General features: G+C 68.3%; 25 protein-coding genes. 17 read left to right on the top strand and 8 right to left on the bottom strand.

Annotated elements, in window-relative coordinates; translation table 11 throughout:
- The first annotated feature begins 41 nt into the window (after positions 1 to 41).
- Genes OSB52_RS11815 through OSB52_RS11785 form a run of 7 tightly spaced genes read left to right on the top strand, consistent with a single transcriptional unit; the run spans position 42 to position 4,080 of the window.
- Positions 42 to 533, top strand: a complete 492-nt coding sequence (locus OSB52_RS11815) for an Asp23/Gls24 family envelope stress response protein (RefSeq protein WP_235722409.1) — start codon at positions 42 to 44, stop codon at positions 531 to 533.
- On the top strand, positions 530 to 850 hold the full coding sequence (locus OSB52_RS11810; RefSeq protein ID WP_266061801.1) for an Asp23/Gls24 family envelope stress response protein: 321 nt from the start codon (positions 530 to 532) through the stop codon (positions 848 to 850). Before OSB52_RS11815 ends, OSB52_RS11810 begins: the two co-directional genes overlap by 4 nt.
- Positions 851 to 867: 17 nt before the next feature.
- Positions 868 to 1,050, top strand: coding sequence for a DUF2273 domain-containing protein (locus OSB52_RS11805; RefSeq protein ID WP_266061799.1), 183 nt, complete (start codon positions 868 to 870; stop codon positions 1,048 to 1,050).
- On the top strand, positions 1,043 to 1,546 hold the full coding sequence (locus OSB52_RS11800) for an Asp23/Gls24 family envelope stress response protein (RefSeq protein WP_266061797.1): 504 nt from the start codon (positions 1,043 to 1,045) through the stop codon (positions 1,544 to 1,546). The genes OSB52_RS11805 and OSB52_RS11800 overlap by 8 nt, the downstream gene beginning before the upstream one ends.
- On the top strand, positions 1,543 to 2,145 hold the full coding sequence (locus OSB52_RS11795; protein WP_235722413.1) for a DUF6286 domain-containing protein: 603 nt from the start codon (positions 1,543 to 1,545) through the stop codon (positions 2,143 to 2,145). The genes OSB52_RS11800 and OSB52_RS11795 overlap by 4 nt, the downstream gene beginning before the upstream one ends.
- The gene (locus OSB52_RS11790) at positions 2,142 to 2,699 is read left to right on the top strand and encodes an Asp23/Gls24 family envelope stress response protein (RefSeq protein WP_235722414.1); all 558 of its coding nucleotides are present in this window, start codon (positions 2,142 to 2,144) and stop codon (positions 2,697 to 2,699) included. The genes OSB52_RS11795 and OSB52_RS11790 overlap by 4 nt, the downstream gene beginning before the upstream one ends.
- Positions 2,700 to 2,727: 28 nt before the next feature.
- Positions 2,728 to 4,080: a WS/DGAT domain-containing protein gene (locus tag OSB52_RS11785; RefSeq protein WP_266061794.1), complete on the top strand. Its 1,353-nt coding sequence runs from the start codon at positions 2,728 to 2,730 to the stop codon at positions 4,078 to 4,080.
- Here OSB52_RS11785 and OSB52_RS11780 read toward each other — a convergent pair.
- Positions 4,047 to 4,970, bottom strand: a complete 924-nt coding sequence (locus OSB52_RS11780) for a hypothetical protein (RefSeq protein ID WP_235722416.1) — start codon at positions 4,968 to 4,970, stop codon at positions 4,047 to 4,049. The two genes, OSB52_RS11785 and OSB52_RS11780, sit on opposite strands and share 34 nt — an antisense overlap.
- 64 nt (positions 4,971 to 5,034) lie before the next feature.
- Positions 5,035 to 5,601, bottom strand: coding sequence for an HhH-GPD-type base excision DNA repair protein (locus tag OSB52_RS11775; protein WP_235722417.1), 567 nt, complete (start codon positions 5,599 to 5,601; stop codon positions 5,035 to 5,037).
- 34 nt (positions 5,602 to 5,635) lie between these two features.
- Between OSB52_RS11775 and OSB52_RS11770 the strand changes: the two genes are divergently transcribed.
- Together OSB52_RS11770 and OSB52_RS11765 are read left to right on the top strand one after the other, a co-directional pair.
- Positions 5,636 to 6,178 (top strand): hypothetical protein, encoded by a 543-nt coding sequence (locus tag OSB52_RS11770; RefSeq protein WP_266061791.1) that lies wholly within the window; start codon positions 5,636 to 5,638, stop codon positions 6,176 to 6,178.
- 121 nt (positions 6,179 to 6,299) lie between these two features.
- Positions 6,300 to 7,820, top strand: a complete 1,521-nt coding sequence (locus OSB52_RS11765) for a sugar porter family MFS transporter (RefSeq protein WP_235722419.1) — start codon at positions 6,300 to 6,302, stop codon at positions 7,818 to 7,820.
- On the opposite strand, the gene OSB52_RS11760 is transcribed toward OSB52_RS11765, so the two are convergent.
- The 4 genes from OSB52_RS11760 to OSB52_RS11745 form a co-directional block, all read right to left on the bottom strand.
- The gene (locus OSB52_RS11760) at positions 7,821 to 8,528 is read right to left on the bottom strand and encodes a lysoplasmalogenase family protein (RefSeq protein ID WP_372512403.1); all 708 of its coding nucleotides are present in this window, start codon (positions 8,526 to 8,528) and stop codon (positions 7,821 to 7,823) included.
- The gene (locus OSB52_RS11755; protein WP_266061789.1) at positions 8,525 to 9,724 is read right to left on the bottom strand and encodes a lipase family protein; all 1,200 of its coding nucleotides are present in this window, start codon (positions 9,722 to 9,724) and stop codon (positions 8,525 to 8,527) included. The genes OSB52_RS11760 and OSB52_RS11755 overlap by 4 nt, the downstream gene beginning before the upstream one ends.
- A gap of 49 nt (positions 9,725 to 9,773) precedes the next feature.
- Positions 9,774 to 10,610, bottom strand: coding sequence for a hypothetical protein (locus OSB52_RS11750; RefSeq protein WP_372474967.1), 837 nt, complete (start codon positions 10,608 to 10,610; stop codon positions 9,774 to 9,776).
- 299 nt (positions 10,611 to 10,909) lie between these two features.
- Positions 10,910 to 11,686 (bottom strand): Rv1157c family protein, encoded by a 777-nt coding sequence (locus tag OSB52_RS11745; RefSeq protein ID WP_266061787.1) that lies wholly within the window; start codon positions 11,684 to 11,686, stop codon positions 10,910 to 10,912.
- 382 nt (positions 11,687 to 12,068) lie between these two features.
- Here OSB52_RS11745 and OSB52_RS11740 point away from each other — a divergent pair, with 382 nt between their 5' ends.
- Genes OSB52_RS11740 through OSB52_RS11725 form a run of 4 tightly spaced genes read left to right on the top strand, consistent with a single transcriptional unit; the run spans position 12,069 to position 16,121 of the window.
- A complete protein-coding gene (locus OSB52_RS11740) occupies positions 12,069 to 13,085 on the top strand; it encodes a thiamine ABC transporter substrate-binding protein (protein WP_235722425.1) in 1,017 nt (338 codons plus the stop codon).
- Positions 13,061 to 14,686, top strand: a complete 1,626-nt coding sequence (locus OSB52_RS11735; RefSeq protein ID WP_266061826.1) for an ABC transporter permease — start codon at positions 13,061 to 13,063, stop codon at positions 14,684 to 14,686. The genes OSB52_RS11740 and OSB52_RS11735 overlap by 25 nt, the downstream gene beginning before the upstream one ends.
- 17 nt (positions 14,687 to 14,703) lie before the next feature.
- On the top strand, positions 14,704 to 15,720 hold the full coding sequence (locus OSB52_RS11730) for an ABC transporter ATP-binding protein (RefSeq protein WP_235722427.1): 1,017 nt from the start codon (positions 14,704 to 14,706) through the stop codon (positions 15,718 to 15,720).
- Positions 15,717 to 16,121, top strand: coding sequence for a (deoxy)nucleoside triphosphate pyrophosphohydrolase (locus OSB52_RS11725; protein ID WP_266061784.1), 405 nt, complete (start codon positions 15,717 to 15,719; stop codon positions 16,119 to 16,121). Before OSB52_RS11730 ends, OSB52_RS11725 begins: the two co-directional genes overlap by 4 nt.
- Positions 16,122 to 16,144: 23 nt before the next feature.
- On the opposite strand, the gene OSB52_RS11720 is transcribed toward OSB52_RS11725, so the two are convergent.
- Both OSB52_RS11720 and OSB52_RS11715 read right to left on the bottom strand, forming a co-directional pair.
- The gene (locus OSB52_RS11720; RefSeq protein WP_266061783.1) at positions 16,145 to 16,582 is read right to left on the bottom strand and encodes a VOC family protein; all 438 of its coding nucleotides are present in this window, start codon (positions 16,580 to 16,582) and stop codon (positions 16,145 to 16,147) included.
- A 113-nt stretch (positions 16,583 to 16,695) separates the two neighbouring features.
- Positions 16,696 to 16,872 (bottom strand): hypothetical protein, encoded by a 177-nt coding sequence (locus OSB52_RS11715; protein ID WP_235722432.1) that lies wholly within the window; start codon positions 16,870 to 16,872, stop codon positions 16,696 to 16,698.
- 139 nt (positions 16,873 to 17,011) lie between these two features.
- Here OSB52_RS11715 and typA point away from each other — a divergent pair, with 139 nt between their 5' ends.
- From typA to OSB52_RS11695, 4 genes are read left to right on the top strand one after another with little or no spacing between them, the layout of a single operon-like run.
- On the top strand, positions 17,012 to 18,922 hold the full coding sequence (gene typA, locus OSB52_RS11710; protein WP_235722433.1) for a translational GTPase TypA: 1,911 nt from the start codon (positions 17,012 to 17,014) through the stop codon (positions 18,920 to 18,922).
- Between the two features lie 44 nt (positions 18,923 to 18,966).
- Positions 18,967 to 20,892: an ABC transporter family substrate-binding protein gene (locus tag OSB52_RS11705; protein ID WP_372512402.1), complete on the top strand. Its 1,926-nt coding sequence runs from the start codon at positions 18,967 to 18,969 to the stop codon at positions 20,890 to 20,892.
- Positions 20,889 to 21,785 (top strand): N-acetyl-1-D-myo-inositol-2-amino-2-deoxy-alpha-D-glucopyranoside deacetylase, encoded by an 897-nt coding sequence (mshB, locus tag OSB52_RS11700; protein ID WP_266061781.1) that lies wholly within the window; start codon positions 20,889 to 20,891, stop codon positions 21,783 to 21,785. The genes OSB52_RS11705 and mshB overlap by 4 nt, the downstream gene beginning before the upstream one ends.
- Positions 21,785 to 22,159, top strand: coding sequence for a facilitated glucose transporter (locus tag OSB52_RS11695; RefSeq protein ID WP_235722437.1), 375 nt, complete (start codon positions 21,785 to 21,787; stop codon positions 22,157 to 22,159). Before mshB ends, OSB52_RS11695 begins: the two co-directional genes overlap by 1 nt.
- Positions 22,160 to 22,206: the final 47 nt, after the last annotated feature.

Here is a 22,206-nt window from a genome sequence, read left to right as displayed (position 1 = left end):
ACCGAAGAACGTGGTGGCCCCCGGAGAACGAAGGAGTTCGCATGTCCGACACGACCAGCCGCACCCAGTCCGCCACCATCGAGCGGGAGCGGCCGTCGGCCGCCACCGGCGGTGTCGGCACCAGCCTGGTGCACAAGGACCCGGCCGGCGATCGCGGGAGGACATCGATCTCCGACATCGTCGTGGCGAAAATCGCGGGTATCGCCACCCGCGAGATCGACGGCGTCCAAGATGTCGGCGGCGCTGCTGAGCGGGTGGTCGGCCGGGTCCGGGAAGCTTTGCCGGGCGCGACCACCAGCACCACTCAGGGGATTGCCGTGGAGGTGGGGGAACGGCAGGCAGCCGTCGACGTGTCGATCGTGGCCGACTACGGCGTGGCGATCCACCAGCTGGCCGCCGCCATTCGGCGCAACGTCATCACCGCCATCGAGCAGATGACCGGACTCGAGGTGACCGAGGTGAACGTCACGGTGCACGACATCCGCTTCGAGGACGACGACGAGGGCGTCGACGAGACCCCGCGCGTCCAGTGAGCACACCGGACGCGCAGGCGACAACCGCGGCCGGTGTGGTGGATGCCGTGACCGCCGTGCCCGGGGTCGCCGGATTGTACGGCGGGATCTTCGGCGAGATCGCCACCTATCTGCCCGGTCGACGGGTGAACGGCATTGTGCTGGAAGATGATTCGGCAGAGGTGCATATCCTTGTCGACGCGACCCACGACCTTCGTGAGGTCGCGTCGGCGGTGCGCGAGACGGTGCACGACCTGACCGGCGTCCCCACCGTCGTGACGGTCGAGGACATCAGCGTCAGGACCGAGCCGATCGATGCAGCCGATGGTGGGTTGTGATGGGGAAGGAGAACCAGATGCCACAGAACGCGGTGGTCGGCATGATCGCCGGCCTGCTGCTGGCGATAGCGGCGATCACCGGTGGTTTCGGTGGCTTCGTGCTCGCGCTGGTGCTCGGTGCGATCGGGGTGCTGGCGGGTCTGCAGCGCGACGGAGTGATCGATGTGCGGGACGTGGTACGGAGCCGCAACCGTGGTTGACCATGCCACCGCCCGCGGTGGCCTGGTCATCGCCGATCGCGTCGGTGAGAAGACCGCGGTCCGTGCGGCCCTCGGAGTCCACGGCGTCATCACCCACCGGACGACGCTCGGGTCGATGCTGTCCGGCTCGACGCCGGGCCGGGCCATCGCCGGTGGCGACTACCCGCAGGTCTCGGTGGACATGTCGGCGGCGACGCCGCGGGTGCAGGTGACGATCGCGGTGCGGTGGCCGTGCCGGCTCACCGATGTGTGCCTGATGGTGCGCGATGCGGTGACCCGCGATCTCGATCGGCTGACCGGACATCGACCGTCACGAGTGGACGTCTCCGTCGCGGCGGTGGTGAACGCCGCCGACATCGCCGCCACCGGTGACCCTCGTCGCGGCTACACCGAGCTGCCTCCGGTGCCTCCGGCGCCGAGGGAACCCGACCCGGCCCTCGACGATGCGGACGCAGACGCAAGGCCCGATGCCGAACGTCAGGAGGTACAGCGGTGACGACGCAGATGTCGGTTCCCGGCGAGCACAACCGCACGACCGCGGCCAAGACCGCCGACACTCACGACGCGAAGGTGTTCGCGCCGGCCGCGAATCCCACCGCGGTGGTGCCCGGTGTCCTGATCGGCGTCGCAATGCTCAGCCTCGCCGTGGTCGCCGTGCGCGACCTGCTCGTGGCGGCCGGCTGGATCTCCGGGCCCGGTTGGTTGACCACGGCCGCACTGTGGGTGGCCGACATCGACTGGTGGGACTGGATGTGGCCGGCGGCGGTCGCGTCGATCATCGTAGGCGGCGTGTTGCTCTGGCTCGCCGTGCGGCCCCGTCGGCGCACCCATCTGAGCGTCGCCGAGCACGAAGTGTTGTGGACCCGACGCGGTGATGTCGCACGGCGCTGCAGTGCTGCGGTCTCCGCGCTCGGCGGTGTGTCGCATGCGACGACCGTGGTGGGCCGTCGCACCGTGAAAGTGTCGGTCACGGTGCACGATTCGGTGGACCGATCGGTCATCGACCAGGTCGTGGGCGAGGTGTTGTCGACCATCGCCGCGCCGCTGCGTCGCAAGGTCAGAATCGTGAGCGCGCGCGGAGGTGATGAACGATGAACCGAAGGCCGGCGGTGTGGCACCGGCTCACAGTGGCGGTGATCGGTGCGCTGCTCGTAGCCGTCGGTGCGGGTGCGTTGCTGTGGCGAGCCGAGGTTGGTCCCGTACGGGACTGGATCGACCGGATCGATGCGGGATGGGCGGCGCGGACCGCCGAGACCGCCTGGTGGCCGGCGATCCTGGGCGCGGTGGCCATCGTCGCCGCACTGTGGGGTCTGCGGCTGCTCACGGCCACGGTCCGCCCCGGAAAGGTCGACGACCTCGTCCTCGACGGCAGCAATCGCTCCGGGGTGCTCACGGTGCCACCGAAACTGGTCGCGACCGCGGTCGGCGCCCAACTCGCCGCGAATCCGCTTCTCGACGGGGCGAAGGCCACGGCGACCGACGACCGCGGCCGAAAGATAATCCGGCTCACGGTCACGGCGCAACCGACGCGTTCCTATGACGAACTCGCCGGCGTCGTGGGCGATGCGGTGGACGAGATCCGCGACGCCCTCGAGGGTGCGCAGGTCCACGTGCAGGCCTTCATCCATCTGGAACCACACTCGAAGTGATCGGCGGCGGCCGTGAAGCTGCACGCCGATGAGCTACCGTGCGGGCATGCAGCGGATGGCACCGGCCGACGCTCGGACCTACTGGATGTCCGAGGCGATCCCCAACGATCAGTTCCTGGTGTATTCCTTTGCCGACCAGGGTGTCCCGCTCGACCGGTGGGCCGACGAGCTGCGCCGGCGATCGCGTGATGTGGCGGATCTGACCCGGCGCGTGCGCGATGTTCCGGCGGTACTGGATCGCCCGTTGTGGGTGACCTGCGGCGTGGACGACTCCCAGGTGCGACTCCATCGCGACGTCACGTCCTGGCCGGAGTGTCTGGACCGGATCGCGACCCTGATGTCGGCTCAACTGTCACCGACGAGGCATGCCTGGCGTGCCCACCTCTTGGGGCCGGTGACCACGCCGCGTGGGCGCGGTGTGGTGGTGGTCCTGCAGATCTGTCACGCGCTCGGCGATGGCAGACGTGCGGCCGACATCGCGCGAAAGTTGTTCGCTCCCGATGTTTTTCGTCCGAACGCGACGAGCCATACCGACGGTATGCCGCCTGCGGTCGCCGCCGGGGCGGCCGCCGCGATCGGTGGTGTGCTGCTGCCTGTGCGACTCGGCCGGATGATCTGGCGTGGCGGGTGCGCCTACCGGGCGGCTCGTCGTCGCCGGCCTACCGGGACGGCCGGATACCCGCCGACCGTGCTGAACCGTCCACCCGGCGACCGACGGAGCCTGCGGGTGATCGTTGTCGATCGGGATGCACTCCCGCGTGAGCACACCGTCACCGTCGGTGCCCTGACGGTGATCTCGATCGCCCTCGCGCGTCATCTCGGGATGCCCCGAGGTGGCATCGGGGCCGAACTGACCGTCGGCCGCAGCCGGCCGACGGCTGCGCGCAACAACTTCCGCAACGTCGGTGTCGACCTGCACCTCGAGATCGCGGACCCCGTCCGACGGTCGACGGCGATCGCCGCCGAGATCGCTCTCGCCCGCGACGCCGACGATGAACCCGCGCGGATCGCGCAGCGGCGCGCCGACGATGCGGTGCCGTCGATACTGACCCACTGGGGTGTCAGGCATTTCGACGTCGATCGCCGACCGGATCGGGTCACCGGGGTGACCGTGGTGTCCTCGGTCTACCGCGGCGCCGACGACCTCGCGCTCGGTGGTGGACGGGTTCAGTTCACCACCGGCTTCCCGACACTGTCCCCGGCGCAGGGACTCACCCACGGCGTGCACGGGATCGGTGACACGGTGGCCATCTCGGTCACGACCAGTCCGGAGATCATGCCCGATGTCGACGGGTACATGGGCCTGCTCGACGAGGCGCTGACCCAGGTCGGCGGTGGCCGCGCTGGTCAGGACTCGTCGGGTTCGCCGCCGCGCGAGTAGCCGTTGCGCTCTGATCCGTCGGTGATCGCCGGATCGCCGTGTGGTGTCGAACCTCGTGAACCGCGCGTCAATCGCTTCGGCAGGCGGTCGGCCAGCCCACCGAGGGGTGCGACGGTCTGATTGAGCAGATCGACGGTCTGCGCCAACTCGTGCACGGTGTCCTGCATGGCCAGCAGGTTGGGGGCGAGCTGACCGATCACTTCAGTGAGTTCGGTGATCCGGTCCAGCGGACCATCGGGCGCGATCGCGCGTTCGACCGCGCCGTTCTCGCCGACCAGTTGATCGAGCAGGCCGCCGTCGGCGGCCATCCGGTCGAGCACCCCACCGTCGGCGGTCACTTTCTCCATCACTCCGTCCGGCGCGGTCAGCTTGTCGACGATGCCGCCCTGCGATGTCAGCCGTTCGAGGATGCCCTCGTTCTCGGTGAACTGATCGACCACACCGCCGGGCCGGGTGAGTCGGTCGAGCGGTCCGTCCTTGGCGGTCAGCCGGACCAGGATGCCGCCCTCCTCGGTCATCTGCTCCAACAGACCGCCCTTGGCGGTGAGCTTCTCGAGTAACCCATCGGGGGCGGTCAGTCGGTCGATCACACCGTCGGGGTTCAACAGTCGTTCCAGGGGGCCGCCCGCGGCGAGGATCCGTCCGAACGGCCGGTCCGGCCCGAGAAGTTCGGCGAGTTGGTTGAGCAGCGCGATCGGTGTCCGTGAGCTGCCCAGTTCATCGCCGGACATCCCCAGCGCCGTGTTGACCTCGTGCTGGACGCTGTTGGCGGTCAGTCGGGCGATGGTGACAGCGGATTCAGCGGCGGTCAGTACCACGCCGGTCACGGCAAAGCCGAGTCGGAACGGCAACTCGATGACGCCGGGCGAACCGCCGTTGTTCTCAACCATGACCCTGACATTATGTGATGTCAGGTTCTGGCGGGAGGGGGCTTGGCAGATCCGGCGCGCCGATTCAGCCCTTCTTGGCTGCGGCCTTGGCTGCCTTCTTGAAATCGCGGACCTTCTGCAGCGACACCGGATCGGTGACGTCGGCCACCGATCGGAAACCGGCCTTGCCGTAGTCACCAACGACCTTGGTCCAGCCCGTCGGTTTCACGCCGAGCTGCTTGGCCAGCAGAGCGGTGAAGATCTTCGCCTTCTGATCGCCGAAACCGGGCAGGGCGCGGATGCGGTCGAACAGGTCGGCGCCCGAGGACGCCTCGGTCCAGATGCGTTCGGTGTCTGAGCCGTATTCGTCGACGACGACCTGTGCAAGGGCCTGGACGCGACCGGCCATCGACCGGCCGTAGCGGTGGATCGCTGGTGGGGTCGCACACAGATCGGCGAAGGACTCCGGGTCGGCGGCCGCGATCGCATCGGGCTCCATGGTGCCGAACCGATCGCGGATCTTGGCCGGCCCGGCGAAGGCGCGTTCCATCGGGAACTGCTGATCGAGCAACATCCCGGTCAGCAGCGCGAAGGCGTCGGTGGACAGCAGGGCATCGGCGGCCGGGTCCTGCGCAATCTGGAGATTCGCCATGGGGTCATCGTAGTTGGCCCTAGACTCTGGCCTCATGGGGATTGTGCGCAGGGGGCCGGGCAGCAGGGGTTGTGCACAGCGTGGGCGAACCCGCCGCTTCGCTGCTGCGGTGCTCGCCGTGGCCGCGGTGGTCGGCGGGGTCATCACCAACGGATCGGGAGCCGCGCGGGCGATTCCCGAATACACCGATCCCAATCTCGTGACCACCCTGCGCTGCGACAGCGCGAACCCGCTGCCGGGCCCGACCATCCCCATTCACGTCGATGTGTTCAACCAGATCCCGTTTCCGGCCGATGGTCTGCCCGGACCGGCGATCTCGCTGATCGCGTCGAACCGGGCACAGCCGGCGATCCTCGACTACACCATCGAGGTCCGGGTGTCCTGGCGCAACCTCGCCAGCGGCCGCAGCGGGACGGTCACCGTGCCGACCCGTGCGCGCACGGTCACCTGGCAGGTCGATCTCCACCCGGGTCCGGGGCCGGTCGCATTCACCATCCGGCAGAAGATCGGTGTGATGGCATTCGTGCCGATGGTCGGCGCGACCACGTCGACCTGCGCGGGCCGCGCCACGGCCTGAGAGAACGGATTTCGATACCATATAGTGCGCGTAAATGCCCCGGCGCCGCGGGCTCGGACTAGTAGCCTGACAATCGCACTCCGCCTCGACGTGGCGGAATTCGATGGTGAGGACACGGCAAATGGCGCAGTCGCACAACCCCGAGGCCGCTGAGCAACATACCGCGAAGGTCATCGGTGTCACGGTCGCCGCGGCGGTCGGCGGGTTCCTGTTCGGTTTCGACAGTTCGGTCGTCAACGGAGCGGTGGAGTCCATCGAGGACACCTTCGGCATGGCCGAACTGCTGACCGGTTTCGCCGTGGCCATCGCACTGCTCGGTTGTGCCCTCGGCGCCTGGTTCGCAGGTCGGCTCGCCGACGTGTGGGGACGCAAGCGCGTCATGCTGCTGGGATCGGCGCTGTTCATCATCAACTCGATCGGTACCGCATACACCCAGACGGTTCCGGACCTGTTGCTGTGGCGCGTCCTGGGCGGCATCGGCATCGGCATCGCCTCGGTGATCGCGCCGGCCTACATCGCCGAGATCGCACCCGCGCGCTACCGCGGCGCCCTCGGATCGCTGCAGCAACTCGCGATCACACTCGGCATCTTCGCGGCGCTGCTGTCGGACACGTTGCTGCAAAACGCCGCCGGAGGCCCGGAGAACGACCTCTGGTGGGGCCTGGAGGCGTGGCGCTGGATGTTCCTCGTCGGCGTCGTCCCGGCCGCCATCTATGGCCTGCTGGCACTGATGATTCCGGAGTCCCCGCGCTACCTCGTCGGGCGGCACCGCGACGAAGAGGCCGCGCGAATCCTCCAGGAGGTGACCGGCGAGCCCAATCCGCTCGACCGGGTCAAGGAGATCCGGATAACCGTCAAACGGGAGGCGCGGACGTCGCTGAAGGACATCCGCGGTCCGTCGTTCGGTCTGCATCCGCTTCTCTGGGTGGGTATTTGGCTGGCGATCTTCCAGCAGTTCGTCGGTATCAATGCGATCTTCTACTACTCGACCACGCTGTGGCAGTCGGTCGGCTTCAGCACCGACGAGGCATTCGTGACATCGGTGATCACCGCCGCCATCAACGTCGGGATGACGTTCGTGGCGATCCTGTTCGTCGATCGCATCGGTCGCCGCAAACTGTTGCTCAGCGGCTCGATCGGTATGTTCATCGGCCTCGTCATGGCCTGTATCGCATTCACCCAGGCGTCCTATCTCGACTCCGGCACCGTGGGTGACACGACCTGTACGCCGGGCAACACCAACGCCGATTGCCTTGCCCTGCCGGACCCGTGGGGCCCGGTCGCGCTGGTCGGGGCCAACGTGTTCGTGATCTTCTTCGCCGCCACCTGGGGACCGGTCATGTGGGTGATGCTGGGTGAGATGTTCCCCAACAGCATCCGCGGAGTCGCACTCGGTGTGTGCACCGCCGCCAACTGGTTGGCCAACTTCACGATCTCGATGCTGTTCCCGGAGATGAGCAAGACCCTTGGCCTGGGGTGGATCTACGGGTTCTTCGCCTTCTGCGCGGCGGCGTCGTTCTTCTTCGTGCGGTCCAAGGTGGAGGAGACCAAGGGGATGGAGCTCGAGGACATGGACGCGGCTGCCGCATCGCGCCTGTCCCAACTCGAGGCGATCCGGTCGGCCAAGGGCGGCGGTCGCTGATCAGTCGTCGTCGTTGTCCGGCTCGGAGCCGAGGCCGGTCAACAGCAGCCACTGTGCGGCGAAATAGCTTGCGAGCACCCAGGCCTCACCGGCTGCCGCGAGGCGCGGATTGTTGATGAGGTGACGTCGGTTGATGATCGTCAGGTCCGAGGCCAGAAAGAGCAGACCCCCGGTACGCATCGCCGATCGAGACGGGCGCATACCGGCGGCGGTCGCCGACATCAGCGCCAGGGAGTTGCCGTAACCGCCGAGTATCGGCAGCAGCCGCGGACGGTGCACCGCGAGGACGGTCGCGGATTCGGCGAGGACAGCGGTGCGGACGAGGAGCCCCCGTCCAGATGGCCGCGCGCCGCGCCGCATCATCGCTGCCGTCAGGCACAACTGCGCGCCCGCGAACAGTGAGGCACCGAGCTGCAGCCGTCGATCCTTGTCGGCCGGTTCGTCGGCGAACTCCTCGAGCAACATGGCGCGATCGCCGGCGGCGGAGAAGGCCACCGCCCCGGCGAGTAGCGCATTGTCGGTTCCCGACCGAGTGCCCGCGTGCCGAGCGACGTCGACCCCGAGAAACAGCAGGGGAAGCGGTTTGGTGAGCGCTGCCGGCCGACGACGGTGCGCTGCGCCGGCCACCGTGGCGGCGGTGGCCAGCGCCAGATAGGTGAGGGCGCGCCCGTCCGGCCGCCGAGTGCGACGCGGTTGGGAGGCCCTCACCGACCGGCCACGCGAGCGACGAACCATCGCATGTCGTTGTCGGACAACGCTTCGGACTGTTGTTGGTTGACCGCGAGATACGTGCGTGCGGTCACCCGGCGGTCGGCGTGCTGTGCGTCGTTGAGATACCGCAGCGACAGTGGCACGACGACATCCTGGTCGAACAGACTCTGCGTCATCATCACCGGCCGGGTGAATCCCTTGATCGGGATCATGTGGGTGCGGGAGACGACATCGAGCAGCTGGCCATTGCCCGACAACGGCTGGCGGAACAGCGATCCGAGGGTGGTGCCGGAGAACTCCGCGGTCAGGTCGTCGGCGCAGACCGCAGCAGCGCGATCGAGCCAGTGCCTACCGGAGTCGGTCAGGAACGCATCGAGATCGACCGATTCACGGGCGTTGCGGATCGCGCTGAGGGTGAACAGCACGGCGGACTCGACACCACTGGGCATGGTGCCGGTCTCAGGTCCGAGGCCGCCGATCAGTGTGTCGAACTCGACCGGGATGGACGACACGGCCGACCCGCGATAATCCAGCTTCGGCCCCTGCATGCGGGTGGCGGTGCGTGCGAGCTCGATGGCCGCGGCGGCGCCCTGGCCCTCACCGACCACAACCCAACGGCGACCGAGGTTCTCGGCGACATCGCGACTGGCCCGGACGGCATCGACGATGTTGCGCGAGGTGGTGTCTGTGTCGAAGTACTCCGGTGTGCCCTGCGTGCCCAATCCGGCGTAGTCCGGGGTCACCACGGCGTATCCGCGGTCGAGCCAGCGTGCGATCTCGTCGCTGTCGGCGCGGGTCGGTTGCGCTGACGGCGCACACCGGTCGGCGATGCCGCGGCTGCCGTGCGCCCACACCAGGATCGGCCAGCCGCCCGCTGGTGCTTTTCCGGCCGGCACCTCCACCGAACCGGTGGACAACCGTGGTTCCCGGTCGGTGCCGGTGCTCCAGTAGGTGAACACGGCTCCGGAACCGGCCGTCGACGTCAGTCGGTGTTTGGGCAGGTCCCGGTTGGCGAACACCGACCCGGCGGCTCCCGCGGCCGGGGTGGCGCCGGGCGCACCCGCGGCGGTCGTCGGGGTGAGGACCGACGTCGCACCCAGCAGGAGGGCGGCGGCCGCGATGGGCAGTGCGGCGCGGGCGCTGCGAGTGGATCTCCGTCGGCGGATGGCGCGGCGGGGGTGAGGCGAGGACATGATGTGGCGGCTTCTCGTTGTCAAGGGGTGTGATCGTCCGAAGGGCCCGTCAGGCCTCGACTATGCCCACGGCGGGTAGGAAGTAGCAGGTGCGCCCGGCATGGTCGGCGGTTCCGTAGACGGCCGACAAGACGGTGCCGTTGCCGGTCTGCACCGGTGCCAGGCGGACCCCGGACAGCAGTGGCAGCGCCTTGAGGATCGGTGCGTCGCTGATCGGCTCGAGATCGGCGAATCCGCCCTGCAGGGTGGCCACGTTGAACCAGGCGATCTGCATCTTGGCGTCGGTTGTGCCGGCCGATGCCGGGACAAAGGCATACGCGGTCTGACCGTCATCGACGAGGTTCAGCTTTGGCAGGGTGATCCCGAACAGTTCCTCGAGCGGGGTCAGGGGTTCGGATGCCAGGGGCCATGGCCCTGGGACCGCGCCGGCGCCGGCGGTGACCAGCCCCAGCGGGTTGTCGTCGGTGGGAGTGGTGCAGAACGGCGCCACCGACGGGGTGAGTGGCTGTATGCCGAGGGTGCGCAGCAGCGCCATGGGGTCGGAGTCGGCGACCGGTGTCGCGGCACCGCGGACGGCGATCTGGTCGCTGGAGAGCTGGCCGACACTGGTCATGATGGCCTGCGCGGCGTCGAGTGCCATCCGGTCGACCCCGGCATCCTTCAGCAACCGCACGGCCGCCGCGAGTTCACTGTCGAACGGGATGTCGGGCAGCGTCAGGGAATTCGGCTCTACCAGTGGCGCGGCTGCTGCGGGGGTCGCCAGAGCCGGTACACACAGTCCGGCAGCAGCTGCGACGGCAACGCCGAGCGCACCCGCTCGCAGACGGTACGGGCGACGACGGCGGCGTGTCCGCGCGCCGGCTCCCACCATGTCGCTGCCCACCATGTTCTCTCCTTCAACGATGCACGCCGCCGGGTCTCACCGGCGGTGTTACGAATGTGACAGATGTTGCTCAAGTTAAAAGAGAGCACGATTGACGGCGACGGAGCAAGTCGTGAGTCCGACCTGTGACATGGTCGCGATCATGGGGCGATCATCTGGCGGAGCGGATCGAACCCGCAGGTGGTGGACGTGTGGCGGTGATCACATGGTCCGCTGGGCACTGCGACGACACCCCCGAGGACGTGAGTCCCGGGGGTGTCGAATGGTCGGGGTCGGTGACTAAATGTGTCGCCGCCCGTGGGTCAGATGATGGCGAGGCCGATCGTCGGCACGATGGTGCAGCTGTTGATGCGTCCGTCGCTCTTGGTGGTGACGTCACCGTAGATCGTCGACACGATCCGACCCCTGCCGGTCTTGGCGATCCTGGTGAAGGTGCCCGGGCCGTCGGTCACATTGATCTTCGGGTTGCGCTTGAGCGGCTGCTGGCCGGTTCGGCCGTTGTCGATGTTGAGCCAGGTCACCCACAGCTTGCGATCGGGGTTGTTGATGGCCGGGCCGGTGCCGAGACTGGTGTAGACGTAACCGGCCTCACCGCGCTTGGGCCCCGGCGCGGGCGCATCCTGCGGACCGGCGGTGACCAACGCCCGGCCCAGCGAGTTGCCGCCGTCGGGACTGCCGTTGCCCTCCATGCAGCCGAATCCCAGCGTCGGATAAAGGAATTCCTGGATCTTCGGTGCATTGGGTCCCTGTGGGATCTCGGGCTCGCCGGGTTTGCGTTCCGCGGCCAGATGTCGCTGCGCTGCCACCCGTCCCGGCTCGCCGAGGAAGTCGATCACGTCCTGCCAGATCTCTTTGACCTTCGGCGGCAGACCGGGGGCGGCCGCGAGGGCTTTGGCCTGGTCGAGAAGTTGCGGGCTGATCTTGCCGTCCGGCCCCTTGGTGGCGACAGCGCCGATGATGGCGGGGGCGAAGGCGCCGAGCGAGTCGAGGACGCGCTGATCGACCTTGGGCTGTGCGGGTGCCGGCGCGGCATCGGCGACGGCGGGTACGGCCAGCGAGGTCGCCGCGACGAGGCTCATCGCCGCAACCGTGATCCGGCGTGCCGGGCGGCCGGCGTGGCTACGGGTGCGGGAGGAGCGCGGGCTCAGGAGTGCAGGCAAACGCACTGTTTCCGGTCCAATCGGTCGTCGGTGCGGGCCGGTTGTGGCCTGCACTCCGCGGTCAGTGATGGACGACGCAGATCGCGTCGCGCGTCATTCTATGCACCCGCCGACGACGGGCACCGTCCAGGGAGCCTAACGCCAAAGAATGTGACCAATGGTGTTGTTGATGCAATTGTTACTGATGGGGTTCGCTGTGGCAACGGTCGTGTAGTCGTGGAGTTACTGGTTAGATCGAGCAGTGGCCAGACGACGAGAGAGGTGGCCGTTCATCGTGATCGGTGTCCACAGACGCAGATACGTGACCAGGGCAGTCGCCGCAGTGGCAGCGGTGCTGACCGGTGCGACCGTGGTGGCCGGATGCGCCGACGACGCGGAGCCCGGCGCCGAGGTCACGTTGCTGACACACGATTCGTTCACCCTGCCGGATTCGGTGTTCGACACCTTCCGCCAGGAGACCGGATTGACCCTGAAGGTGGTCAAATCCGGAGATGCCGGCCAGCTCGCCTCGACCGTGTCGCTGACCCCCGGATCGCCCAAAGCGGATGCGGTGTTCGGCATCGACAACACCTTTGCCTCGCGTCCGATCGAGGCGGGTGCGCTCGAGCCCTACCAGTCGCCGATGGCGGCCGGCGGCGCCGCCGATTACGCGCTGCCCGATTCCGACAACGAACTGACCGCGGTGGACCGTGGCGATGTCTGCCTCAACGTCGACGACGACTGGTATGCCTCACGCGGTGAGGAACCGCCGACGAGTCTGCGTGACCTGCGTGACCCGAAATACGCGTCGCAGGCCGCCTTGCTCGATCCCGGTACCTCGTCGCCCGGACTCGCCTTCCTGCTGACCACCATCGGGGTGTTTCCGCAGGGATGGCAGGACTACTGGAAGACGGTGACCGCAGGCGGTGCGACCGTGGTCTCCGGTTGGGAGATCGCCTACAACCAGCTGTTCTCCGCCGGTGAGGCGCAAGGCGACAAACCCATCGTGCTGTCCTACGCATCGTCGCCGGCCGCCACCCCGGGGACCTCGGCGCTCCTCGACAGCTGCTGGCGGCAGGTCGAATACGTCGGAATCCTCAAAGGGACCGACAATCTCACCGGCGCGCGAAAACTGGTCGACTTCATGCTCTCGCCGACGGTGCAGGAGGCCCTGCCGTCATCGATGTATGTCTATCCGGTGCAGCAGGGGACACCGCTGCCCGACGGATGGGTCCAGCGGGCCCCGGTGCCGTCCTGGACTGTCAGCCTCCCACCTGCCTACGTCGCGCAGAATCGGGAGGCGTGGCTGCAGGAATGGCGCGACGCCGTCGGGCGGTGACGGGCCGGCGTCTGGGCGTGTTCGCGCTGAGGTTGGTGCCCGCGGCTTTCATCCTGGTGTTCTTCCTGTGGCCGCTCGGTGCGCTCGTGCGACGCGCGGTCGAGGTGCGTTCGGGCGAGGGTATCGGCGCCTTGCTGCGTCGCACCAACGCCGTGGACCTGTTGGGCTTCACCCTGTTTCAGGCTGCCGCGTCCACCGTGCTGGCGCTGGTGGTCGCTGCGCCGATGGTGTGGCTGATCGCCCGTATCGACATCCCCGGCTCGCTGTTGCTGACGGTCGTGGTGACGGTGCCCTTCGTGTTGCCGACGGTCGTCGTCGGGGTCGCGTTCCGGGCCTTGCTCGATGGCCCGCTGGCCTTCGCTGACATCTCGTCGGGACTCTGGCCGATCCTGCTCGCCCACGCCTTCCTGAACGTCGCGGTGATCGCACGGGTGGTCGGGGCGGCGTGGCGGTCGGTGGATCCCCGGCTCGCCCAGGTCGCCCAGACGCTCGGCGCCTCCCGGGCGCGCGCTTTCGTCGACGTGACCCTCCCACGCCTGCTCCCGGCGGTCGGCGCTGCCGCTGCGCTGGTCTTCCTGTTCTGTTCCACGAGCTTCGGGGTGATCATCATCCTGGGCAACGGGGAGATTCGCACTCTGGAGACCGAGATCTACACCCAGGCCGTCAGTTACTTCCGCATTCCGGAAGCGGTGACCCTGTCGATGCTGCAGATCGTCGTGGTGGTGGCCGCGCTGCTGCTGACCCGGCTGTTCACCGAGCCCGGCGGTTCGGGTCCCACCGCTGCGGCCGAGACCCGGGTACGGCCTCGGGGCAGGCAGTGGTTGCCGGTGTCCGCCGCTCTGGCGTGGGTCGCGGTGGTCCTGGTCGCGCCGCTGGCGGTCCTGGTGGTGCACTCGGTACGCCCCGGAGCCGACGGGACCTGGACGCTGGCCGGCTACCGCGCGCTCAACGAATCGGTCAACGGCGTCACCCCGCTGGAATCGCTGCGCTACTCGTTGGTCACGGCCGCGCTCGCGATGGTGATCGCGCTGGTGGTCGGTCTCCTCGCCGCCATCGCGATGCATCGATCCACCGGGGCCTGGGCGGCAGCGGGGGGCGTCATTACTACCATTCCGCTCGGAATCAGCGCGGTGACACTGGGATTCGGCTATTTGATCGTGCTCGCGGCGTTGCCCCGGGAGGTGGCCGCATCGCCACTGGTGATCCCGTGCGTTCAGGCACTGATCGCCATCCCGGTGGTGGTACGGGTGGCGGTGCCCGCGCTCGAATCGGTGTCGTGGCGACTGCGGCAGGCCGCGATGACGCTCGGCGCGTCACCGCTGCGGGTGTTCTGGACCGTCGACCTGCCGATGATCGGACGGTCTCTGGGCGCGGCCGGCGGGTTCGCCTTCGTGATGGCGCTCGGGGAGTTCGGTGCGACGAGTTTCCTGGCGCGCGCCGACACCACCACGCTGCCGGTGCTGATCGGGTCCGCCCTGAACCGACCCGGCGCGGAGAATCTGGCCACCGCCATGGCAGCGTCCGTGGTACTGGTCGCCGTGACGACCCTGGCGGTGACGATCGTGGAGGCGCTGCGGCCGCGCCAGGGGGCGCTGCTCTGAGATGGTGGATCGCTGACATGCTGGAACTCGACAATGTGGCAGTGCGGTACGGATCGACCACGGTGATCGACGAACTCACCTGGTCGACGGGCACCGGCGGATCGGTGGTGACCGCACTGCTGGGTCCCTCAGGGTGTGGCAAGTCCACGCTCATCCGGGCCATCGCCGGACTGGAGCCCCTGACAACGGGGCGGATCATGTTCGATGGCCAGGACCTGGCCGACACTCCGGCGCATCGGCGTGACTTCGGGGTGGTGTTCCAGGACGGGCAGCTCTTCGGCGGGCGCAGTGTGGCCGCCAACATCGCCTACGGGTTGCGGATGCGTCGATGGCCCCGTCCAGCAATCCGGGTGCGAGTCGAGGAGATGCTCGAACTGGTCCGTCTCAGCGGGTTCGGGGAGCGTCGCGTGGAGGAGCTCTCCGGGGGCCAGGCGCAACGTGTCGCGCTGGCCCGGGCGCTGGCACCCCGCCCGCGGCTGTTGTTGCTCGACGAGCCACTCGCCGCGCTCGACCGGTTGCTGCGTGACCGGTTGGCCACCGAGATCAGAGACATCGTCACGACCACCGCGACCCCGACGATCGTGGTCACCCACGATCACACCGAGGCCGCGCTGATGGCCGACTCGATCTCGGTGATGCGCAGTGGCGCGTTGGTGCAGACCGCCGCGCCGGCTGAGCTGTGGCTGAGCCCGAAGGACGAGTGGACGGCCCGGTTCCTCGGCGTGACCACCGTGCTGGCCGCCGAGGTCACCGACGGACGAGCGGTGACCTCGCTGGGGGAGGCCACCCTCGATCTCCCGGACGGACACGCGTCGTTGGGGCTACGGCCCGAGTCCGTGCGTGCCGTCGGTGTCGTCGGGGAGAGCCCGTCGTCCGGCGTAGTCGCGGCCGTAGCCGATCTGCCGGCCGGTCGCCGGCTGCGGGTGCAGGTGGGCCACATCGAACTCGATGCCATCACCTCGGATCGACTCGGCGTGGGCGACCGGGCCGCCCTCGAGCTGGTCGAAGAGCGGGTCGCGGTGATCGGCGAATGACCGGACACCGGATCGTGGTGGCCGGGGCGGTCCTGGACCGTGATCGATTACTGCTGGCGCAGCGGCGCTATCCACCCGACCTGGCGGGCCTCTGGGAGCTACCGGGCGGCAAGGTCGAGGCGGGGGAGAGCCCCGCGGACGCGCTGCGTCGAGAACTGCGTGAGGAGCTCGGGGTGACGATCGCGGTGGGCGCGGCGCTGCGCGAATCGGTCGCCTTGACCCGCGATCTCACGCTGGTCGCCCTGCGGGCGCGCATCGAGTGCGGCACCCCGCACCCCGCCGAACACGAGGCGCTGCGTTGGGTGGATGCGCCGGGCCTGCGACTGATGCACGACTCGGGTCGACTGGTACCCGCCGACAACGTGTGGGTGCCCGAACTGCTCGGCGACCTCGGCGGGTGAGATGACATCCATGCGGGCCAGGCTCACCCGCGGTTCAGCTCCTCGGCCAGCATCACGATGATGCCGCTGGGCCCCCGCACGTAAGTGAGCCGATAGCTGTCCCCATAGGTCCCCACGCCGCGCAGCGGGTGGCACCCGTGGCGAGCGGCGATCTGCAGTGCTTCGTCGAGGTCATCGACCGAGAACGCGACGCGGTGCATACCGATCTCGTTCGGACGCGTGGGTGCGGTCTCGATCGCGTCGGGGTGGATGTATTCGAAGAGTTCGAGACGCCCCAGGCCGTCGGGTGTCTGCAACATGGCGATCTTGGCGTGGTTGCCGTCGAGGCCGACGGCCGTGTCGGTCCATTCGCCGCTTACCGTGTCGCGACCGAGTACCTCGAGTCCGAGGTCGGTGAAGAATGCGATGGCCGCGTCGAGGTCACGTACGGCGATGGCGACGTTCTCGAGTTTGATGCCCATGCCCGGATCCTACGAGCGTCACCAGCTCGTCCCTGAAGAGCGAGCTTGCGAGCGTCTCCCGTTTGTCCCCGAGGAGCGAGCTTGCGAGCGACACGAAGGGCCCTCGCACACCCTCAGGCCGCGCGCGCCCGCTTAAGGGCCTTGGTGAGCTGCTTCTTCGTCATCTGCGCACCGTCGAGTTTGCGCATCCGATGGACCACCACCGGGCACCGTACGCACCTGGTGGACTTGCGGCAGCATTTCTTCTTCGGCTTCAGCTCGGCGATGTCCGCCGGGTGGACCTTGCCCATGCGCCGGACATTAGCATGCCCTAACTTATCGGCCGACCCGGAGATGTGATCGCGATCTCAGCTTGTCGCCCGATACCCTGTACGCGTTGACTTGTCCACCGGTGATCGACCGGTCCCCATCGCAGTGAAAGAGAGCTCAGTGAGCGCTGTCCACAACTTCCGCAACGTCGCGATCGTCGCGCACGTCGACCACGGCAAGACCACGCTGGTCGACGCGATGCTGCGCCAGTCGGGGGTCTTCGGCGAGCGCGCCGAACTCGTCGACCGCGTGATGGACTCGGGTGACCTCGAACGCGAGAAGGGCATCACCATTCTCGCGAAGAACACCGCGGTCCATCGTCGCCAGCCCGACGGCACCGAGGTCGTCATCAACGTCATCGACACGCCCGGCCACGCCGACTTCGGTGGCGAGGTCGAACGCGGCCTGTCGATGGTCGATGGTGTGGTGCTGCTCGTCGATGCCTCCGAGGGTCCGCTGCCGCAGACCCGGTTCGTGATGCGCAAAGCACTCGCCGCATCGCTGCCGGTGATCCTGGTGGTGAACAAGACCGACCGCCCGGACGCGCGCATCCAGGAGGTCGTCGACGAGAGTCAGGATCTGCTGCTCGACCTCGCCTCCGACCTGGACGACGAGGCCGCTGCCGCGGCCGAGCTCGCACTCGAGCTCCCCGTGCTCTATGCCTCCGGCCGCGCCGGCGTCGCCAGCACCGAGCAGCCCGCCGACGGCGAGGTGCCGTCGGGGGAGAATCTCGACCCGTTCTTCGATGTGCTCCTCGAGCACGTTCCCGCGCCCAAGGGCGACCCCGATGCGCCGTTGCAGGCGCATGTGACCAACCTCGACGCGTCGGCGTTCCTCGGTCGCCTGGCCCTGGTCCGTATCCACAACGGCACCCTGCGCAAGGGCCAGCAGATCTCGTGGTGTCGTGAAGTGGACGGGGAGCCGGTCGTCGAGAAGGCGAAGATCACGGAGCTGCTGGCCACCGTCGGCGTGGACCGCGCCCCGGCCGAATCGGCCGTGGCCGGTGACATCGTCGCGGTGGCCGGTATGCCGGAGATCATGATCGGTGACACCCTCGCCGACCTCGACAACCCGGAGCCGCTACCGCGGATCACCGTCGACGAGCCGGCGATCTCGGTGACCATCGGCACCAACTCCTCGCCGCTCGCCGGCCGGGTGTCGGGCCACAAACTGACCGCCCGGATGGTGAAGTCGCGCCTGGACTCCGAACTCGTGGGCAACGTGTCGCTGCGGGTGCTCGACATCGGCCGTCCCGACGCCTGGGAGGTCCAGGGCCGCGGCGAGCTTGCACTGGCCATCCTGGTCGAGCAGATGCGACGCGAGGGCTTCGAACTCACCGTTGGCAAACCTCAGGTGGTGACCCGCAAGGTCGACGGCAAGGTGCAGGAGCCGTTCGAGCACCTGACCGTCGACGTCCCTGAGGAGTACCTCGGTGCGGTCACCCAATTGCTTGCCGCCCGCAAGGGCCGCATGGAGCACATGAACAATCACGGCACCGGCTGGGTCCGGATGGAGTTCATCGTGCCCTCGCGAGGCCTGATCGGGTTCCGCACCGACTTCCTCACCGAGACCCGGGGAACCGGCATCGCCAACGCCGTGTTCGACGGATACGACGCGTGGGCCGGCGAGATCCGCGCACGCCACACCGGATCGCTGGTCAGTGACCGCACCGGCAGCGTCACCCCGTTCGCGATGATCCAGCTCGCCGACCGCGGCACCTTCTTCGTCGAGCCGGGTGCCGACACCTACGAGGGCATGGTCGTCGGGATCAATCCGCGTGCCGAGGATCTCGACATCAATGTCACGCGCGAGAAGAAGCTGACCAACATGCGCCAGTCGTCGGCCGACGTGATGGAGACCCTCGCCAAGCCGATGCAACTCGACCTCGAGGGCGCGATGGAGTTCTGCGCCGCCGATGAGTGTGTCGAGGTGACGCCCGAGGTCGTGCGGGTGCGTAAGGTGCATCTCGACTCCTCGACGCGCGCCCGCGAGCGCTCGCGAGCGAAGTCGCGTGACCAGGCGGCCGGATAGCCGGCGCGTGTGCGCCCGGAGTCGATTCGCGCCGTGACGAGCTTGTGGGGGTGTTGTCGGTGAGTCGTTGGCAGGCGCGCCGCGTGAGACAGTCGGTCTCCGGTGGACGCAGGGTCCGGCTGCTGGCACTACTCGGCGCTCTCGCGCTGCTGGCGACGGCGTGTATGTCCAACCCGCCGCCGCCGGTGCGAGAAACCGCTCCACCGCCCACTCCGACCGAGTACCCGACCGAGAAGACGGTCTATGTCGCGACCGATTCGGTCGGTGGCGGCTTCAACCCGCACATCGGTGCCGATCAGGGCACTGTCACCACCGCGGTCGCGGCGATGACCCTGCCGAGCGCATTCCGGCCGGTCGCAACGCCGGAGGGAGTGGTGTGGCAACGCCAGGAGGCGTTGATCACCTCGGCCGAGGTCACCTCACGTGACCCGTTCACCGTGACCTATCAGATCCACACCGATGCCCAGTGGTCGGACGGGCTGCCGGTCACCGGTGACGATTTCTCGTATCTCTGGCAACAGATGTCGCGCCAGCCCAATGTGGTGGCGCCCGCGGGATACCGGCTCATCGACTCCGTGCAGTCGCGCGCAGGCGGTAAAGAGGTGCAGGTGACCTTCGCCCAGCCCTATCCGGCGTGGCGGCAATTGTTCACCGATCTGCTGCCCAGTCACGTGTTGCGGGGTGCTCCGGCCGGTTTCCAGACCGGTATGGACAGCGGGAAACCGGTGTCGGCGGGCCCGTTTGCGATCGTCTCCATCGACCAGACCCGCGACGAGGTGCGGTTGGCTCGCAACGACCGATACTGGATGGAACCGCCCAGTCTCGATCAGGTGGTGCTGCGACGTGCCGGCACCGCATCGCAGATGGTCGAGTCGGTGCGGACGGGCGACTCGGCGATCGCCGCGGTGCGGACCAGCCCGGCGACCACCGCCGAACTGTCGGCCGTCCCCGGTCTGATGACCCGCCGCAGCCCCACGTCGCGGGCTCTGTCGATCAGCGTCAACGCCCGCACCTCGACGATGCGTGCACTACCGATACGGCGTGCCGTGCTGGGAATGATCGACCCGGATCTGGTGACCCTGGCCGGTGCCGGGGACGACATCGTCACGCCGTTCGCCAACACCGTTTTCGCACCCACCGATCCCGGATACTTCCCGGTGGATCGTGTCCGGCCGACGGCCGATGAGATCGCCGGTCTGCTCGCCGACGAGGGTTACCAACGGGCAGCGCCCGACGAGGAGACCACTAATCCTTCCGGTGCTCCGTCGGCCTCGATGGGTGCGTCGAGCGCGCCCGCATCGCCCGCCGAGTCGGGTTCCGACGGCCCCAGCGCGTCCGACGGTGGCACCGAGGTGGAGCCGCTACCGGCCGGAATCGCCCCATACCGCAAGGACGGCGACGACCTGGTGATCCGGGTGGGCGCCATCAGCGGGGATCCACGATCCACCTCGGCGGCGGCCAACATCGTCGACCAGTTGCGCGGCCAAGGCGTCCGGGCAACGGTGCTCGCGCTGCCCAATAGTGAGCTCTACGGTGTCGCGCTGACCAACGCGCGTGTCGATCTCGTGGTGGGCTGGCAGGGCCTCGGCGTGCCGGCCGCGGCATCGCTGGCCTCCCAGGTCGACTGCGATCAACCCAAGCCGGGGACCGCGCCGTCACTGTCGACGCCGCCTACCCCGGCCAGTGTGTCGCCGGGTCGCGAGGGCGCGGCCGACGACAGCTATGCGAGTAATGTCTCCGGGATCTGCGATCCGCAGCTCATCGGTCTGGCCCGCGAAGCGCTGTCCGCGCCGAACCCGATCCCACTGCTCACCGAGGCCGAGCCGTTGCTCGCCGCACAGTCGGTTTATGTGCCGCTGTATCAGGACAGCTTGTTCGTCGGCCTCACCGACCAGGTCGTCGGGGTTCCGCTGTCCGGACCGATCCAGGTCGCCATCTTCGGCGACACGGTCGCCTGGGAGCAACGATGACCACCGACACCTCGCGGCGTTTGCTGCTGCTGCACGCGCATCCCGACGACGAGACGATCATGACCGGCGGCACCATCGCCCGTTACCTCGCCGAGGGCGTCGACGTGCGCGTGCTGACCTTCACCCTCGGTGAAGAGGGCGAGGTCATCGGCGACGAATGGGCGCAGCTGGCCGCCGACGGTGGAGCCGATCAACTGGGCGGATACCGAATTGCGGAACTGAGCAGCGCGCTGGCCGCGCTGAGTCCGGCTGGGCGACCGGCGCTGCGGCCGAGATTTCTCGGCGGAGCGGGGCATTGGCGGGACTCCGGCATGGCCGGCGCACCGTCTGCGCAGCATCCGCGCGCGTTGGTCCGGGCCGGGTTCGACGATCTCGTCGACACCCTCGTCGACGAGATCGTGTCGTTTGCACCGCAGGTCGTCGTCACCTACGACAACGCGGGCACCTACGGCCACCCCGACCACAAACTGGTCCACGCGTCGACCGTGGCGGCCCTGCCACGGGTGCATGCTCGGATGGCCGGCGGGTCGCTGCCCGAGCCGGTGAAGGTCTACGAGTCGATCACCGAACGCTCCGCGCTGCGTTCCGGGTTGTCGGCGGCGGCCGGCCGGGTGCCGGACGGCTGGCGACTACCGGCAGCCGACGAGTTGCCCAGCCACCCCGACCACACCATCACCACCGAGATCGACGTCGGCGACGTCGTCGATCGCAAGGTTGCCGGACTGCGCGCACATGCGACTCAGGTGACCGTGGCGCCGTCCGGATCCGAATACGCGCTGTCCAACAACATCTTGCAGCCCGTCTTCGACCGGGAGCACTTCGTGCTGATCTCCGCGCGCCACCGGCCCGAGCCGGGGCGACGGGAGACCGACCTGTTCGCCGGGATCGACTGATGCGTCCCGTCGACCGCGCATTGCTGGCCTTGCTGGTGGTGAACGGCTTCGTCGTCGGTGTGTTGTCGGTGGCGTTCGTCTACCTGCGTTTCGGCGGCATCGCGATCCCGGTGGCGGCGGTGCTCGCCGGGATCGTCAACGCGGTGCTGCTCTGGCTGGCTGCGGCCATCACCGACGGACCGTTGCGTTTCCTCCCGCTGCTGGCCTGGTTGCTGGTGCTGGTCGCCGGCGCGCTGCCCGGCCCGGGCGGTGATCTCGTGCTGGTGCCGGACGGAACGTTGGTGCTGCCCACCCTCGGTCTGCTCGCCATTGGCGCAGGCGTGCCCTTTCTGCTTGCCTGGACCCGGCGGTTGCCCGATCCCGACGACCGCTGAGCAGCGCCGGTCCCGGGCCCGTCGGGGCGTCGAGGCCGGTTCGCCGG

The sequence above is a fragment of the Gordonia aquimaris genome (genome assembly GCF_026262595.1).
GTDB classification, from domain to species: Bacteria; Actinomycetota; Actinomycetes; order Mycobacteriales; family Mycobacteriaceae; genus Gordonia; species Gordonia tangerina.
The sequence above is the reverse complement of the archived record's forward strand: the minus strand, read 5'-3'. Positions and strand labels throughout refer to the sequence as shown.

Bases quoted from the DNA above. Each gene is read 5' to 3' on its own strand.
- OSB52_RS11720 (WP_266061783.1), bottom strand. From the start codon at position 16,582: ATGGGCATCAAACTCGAGAACGTCGCCATCGCCGTACGTGACCTCGAC.
- OSB52_RS11785 (WP_266061794.1), top strand. From the start codon at position 2,728: ATGAGCTACCGTGCGGGCATGCAGCGGATGGCACCGGCCGACGCTCGG.
- OSB52_RS11745 (WP_266061787.1), bottom strand. From the start codon at position 11,686: ATGAGCCTCGTCGCGGCGACCTCGCTGGCCGTACCCGCCGTCGCCGAT.
- OSB52_RS11780 (WP_235722416.1), bottom strand. From the start codon at position 4,970: ATGGTTGAGAACAACGGCGGTTCGCCCGGCGTCATCGAGTTGCCGTTC.
- OSB52_RS11775 (WP_235722417.1), bottom strand. From the start codon at position 5,601: ATGGCGAATCTCCAGATTGCGCAGGACCCGGCCGCCGATGCCCTGCTG.
- mshB (WP_266061781.1), top strand. From the start codon at position 20,889: ATGACCACCGACACCTCGCGGCGTTTGCTGCTGCTGCACGCGCATCCC.
- OSB52_RS11755 (WP_266061789.1), bottom strand. From the start codon at position 9,724: ATGTCCTCGCCTCACCCCCGCCGCGCCATCCGCCGACGGAGATCCACT.
- OSB52_RS11715 (WP_235722432.1), bottom strand. From the start codon at position 16,872: ATGGGCAAGGTCCACCCGGCGGACATCGCCGAGCTGAAGCCGAAGAAG.
- OSB52_RS11730 (WP_235722427.1), top strand. From the start codon at position 14,704: ATGCTGGAACTCGACAATGTGGCAGTGCGGTACGGATCGACCACGGTG.
- OSB52_RS11815 (WP_235722409.1), top strand. From the start codon at position 42: ATGTCCGACACGACCAGCCGCACCCAGTCCGCCACCATCGAGCGGGAG.
- OSB52_RS11750 (WP_372474967.1), bottom strand. From the start codon at position 10,610: ATGGTGGGCAGCGACATGGTGGGAGCCGGCGCGCGGACACGCCGCCGT.
- OSB52_RS11790 (WP_235722414.1), top strand. From the start codon at position 2,142: ATGAACCGAAGGCCGGCGGTGTGGCACCGGCTCACAGTGGCGGTGATC.
- OSB52_RS11695 (WP_235722437.1), top strand. From the start codon at position 21,785: ATGCGTCCCGTCGACCGCGCATTGCTGGCCTTGCTGGTGGTGAACGGC.
- OSB52_RS11735 (WP_266061826.1), top strand. From the start codon at position 13,061: ATGGCGCGACGCCGTCGGGCGGTGACGGGCCGGCGTCTGGGCGTGTTC.
- OSB52_RS11725 (WP_266061784.1), top strand. From the start codon at position 15,717: ATGACCGGACACCGGATCGTGGTGGCCGGGGCGGTCCTGGACCGTGAT.
- OSB52_RS11765 (WP_235722419.1), top strand. From the start codon at position 6,300: ATGGCGCAGTCGCACAACCCCGAGGCCGCTGAGCAACATACCGCGAAG.
- OSB52_RS11770 (WP_266061791.1), top strand. From the start codon at position 5,636: ATGGGGATTGTGCGCAGGGGGCCGGGCAGCAGGGGTTGTGCACAGCGT.
- OSB52_RS11805 (WP_266061799.1), top strand. From the start codon at position 868: ATGCCACAGAACGCGGTGGTCGGCATGATCGCCGGCCTGCTGCTGGCG.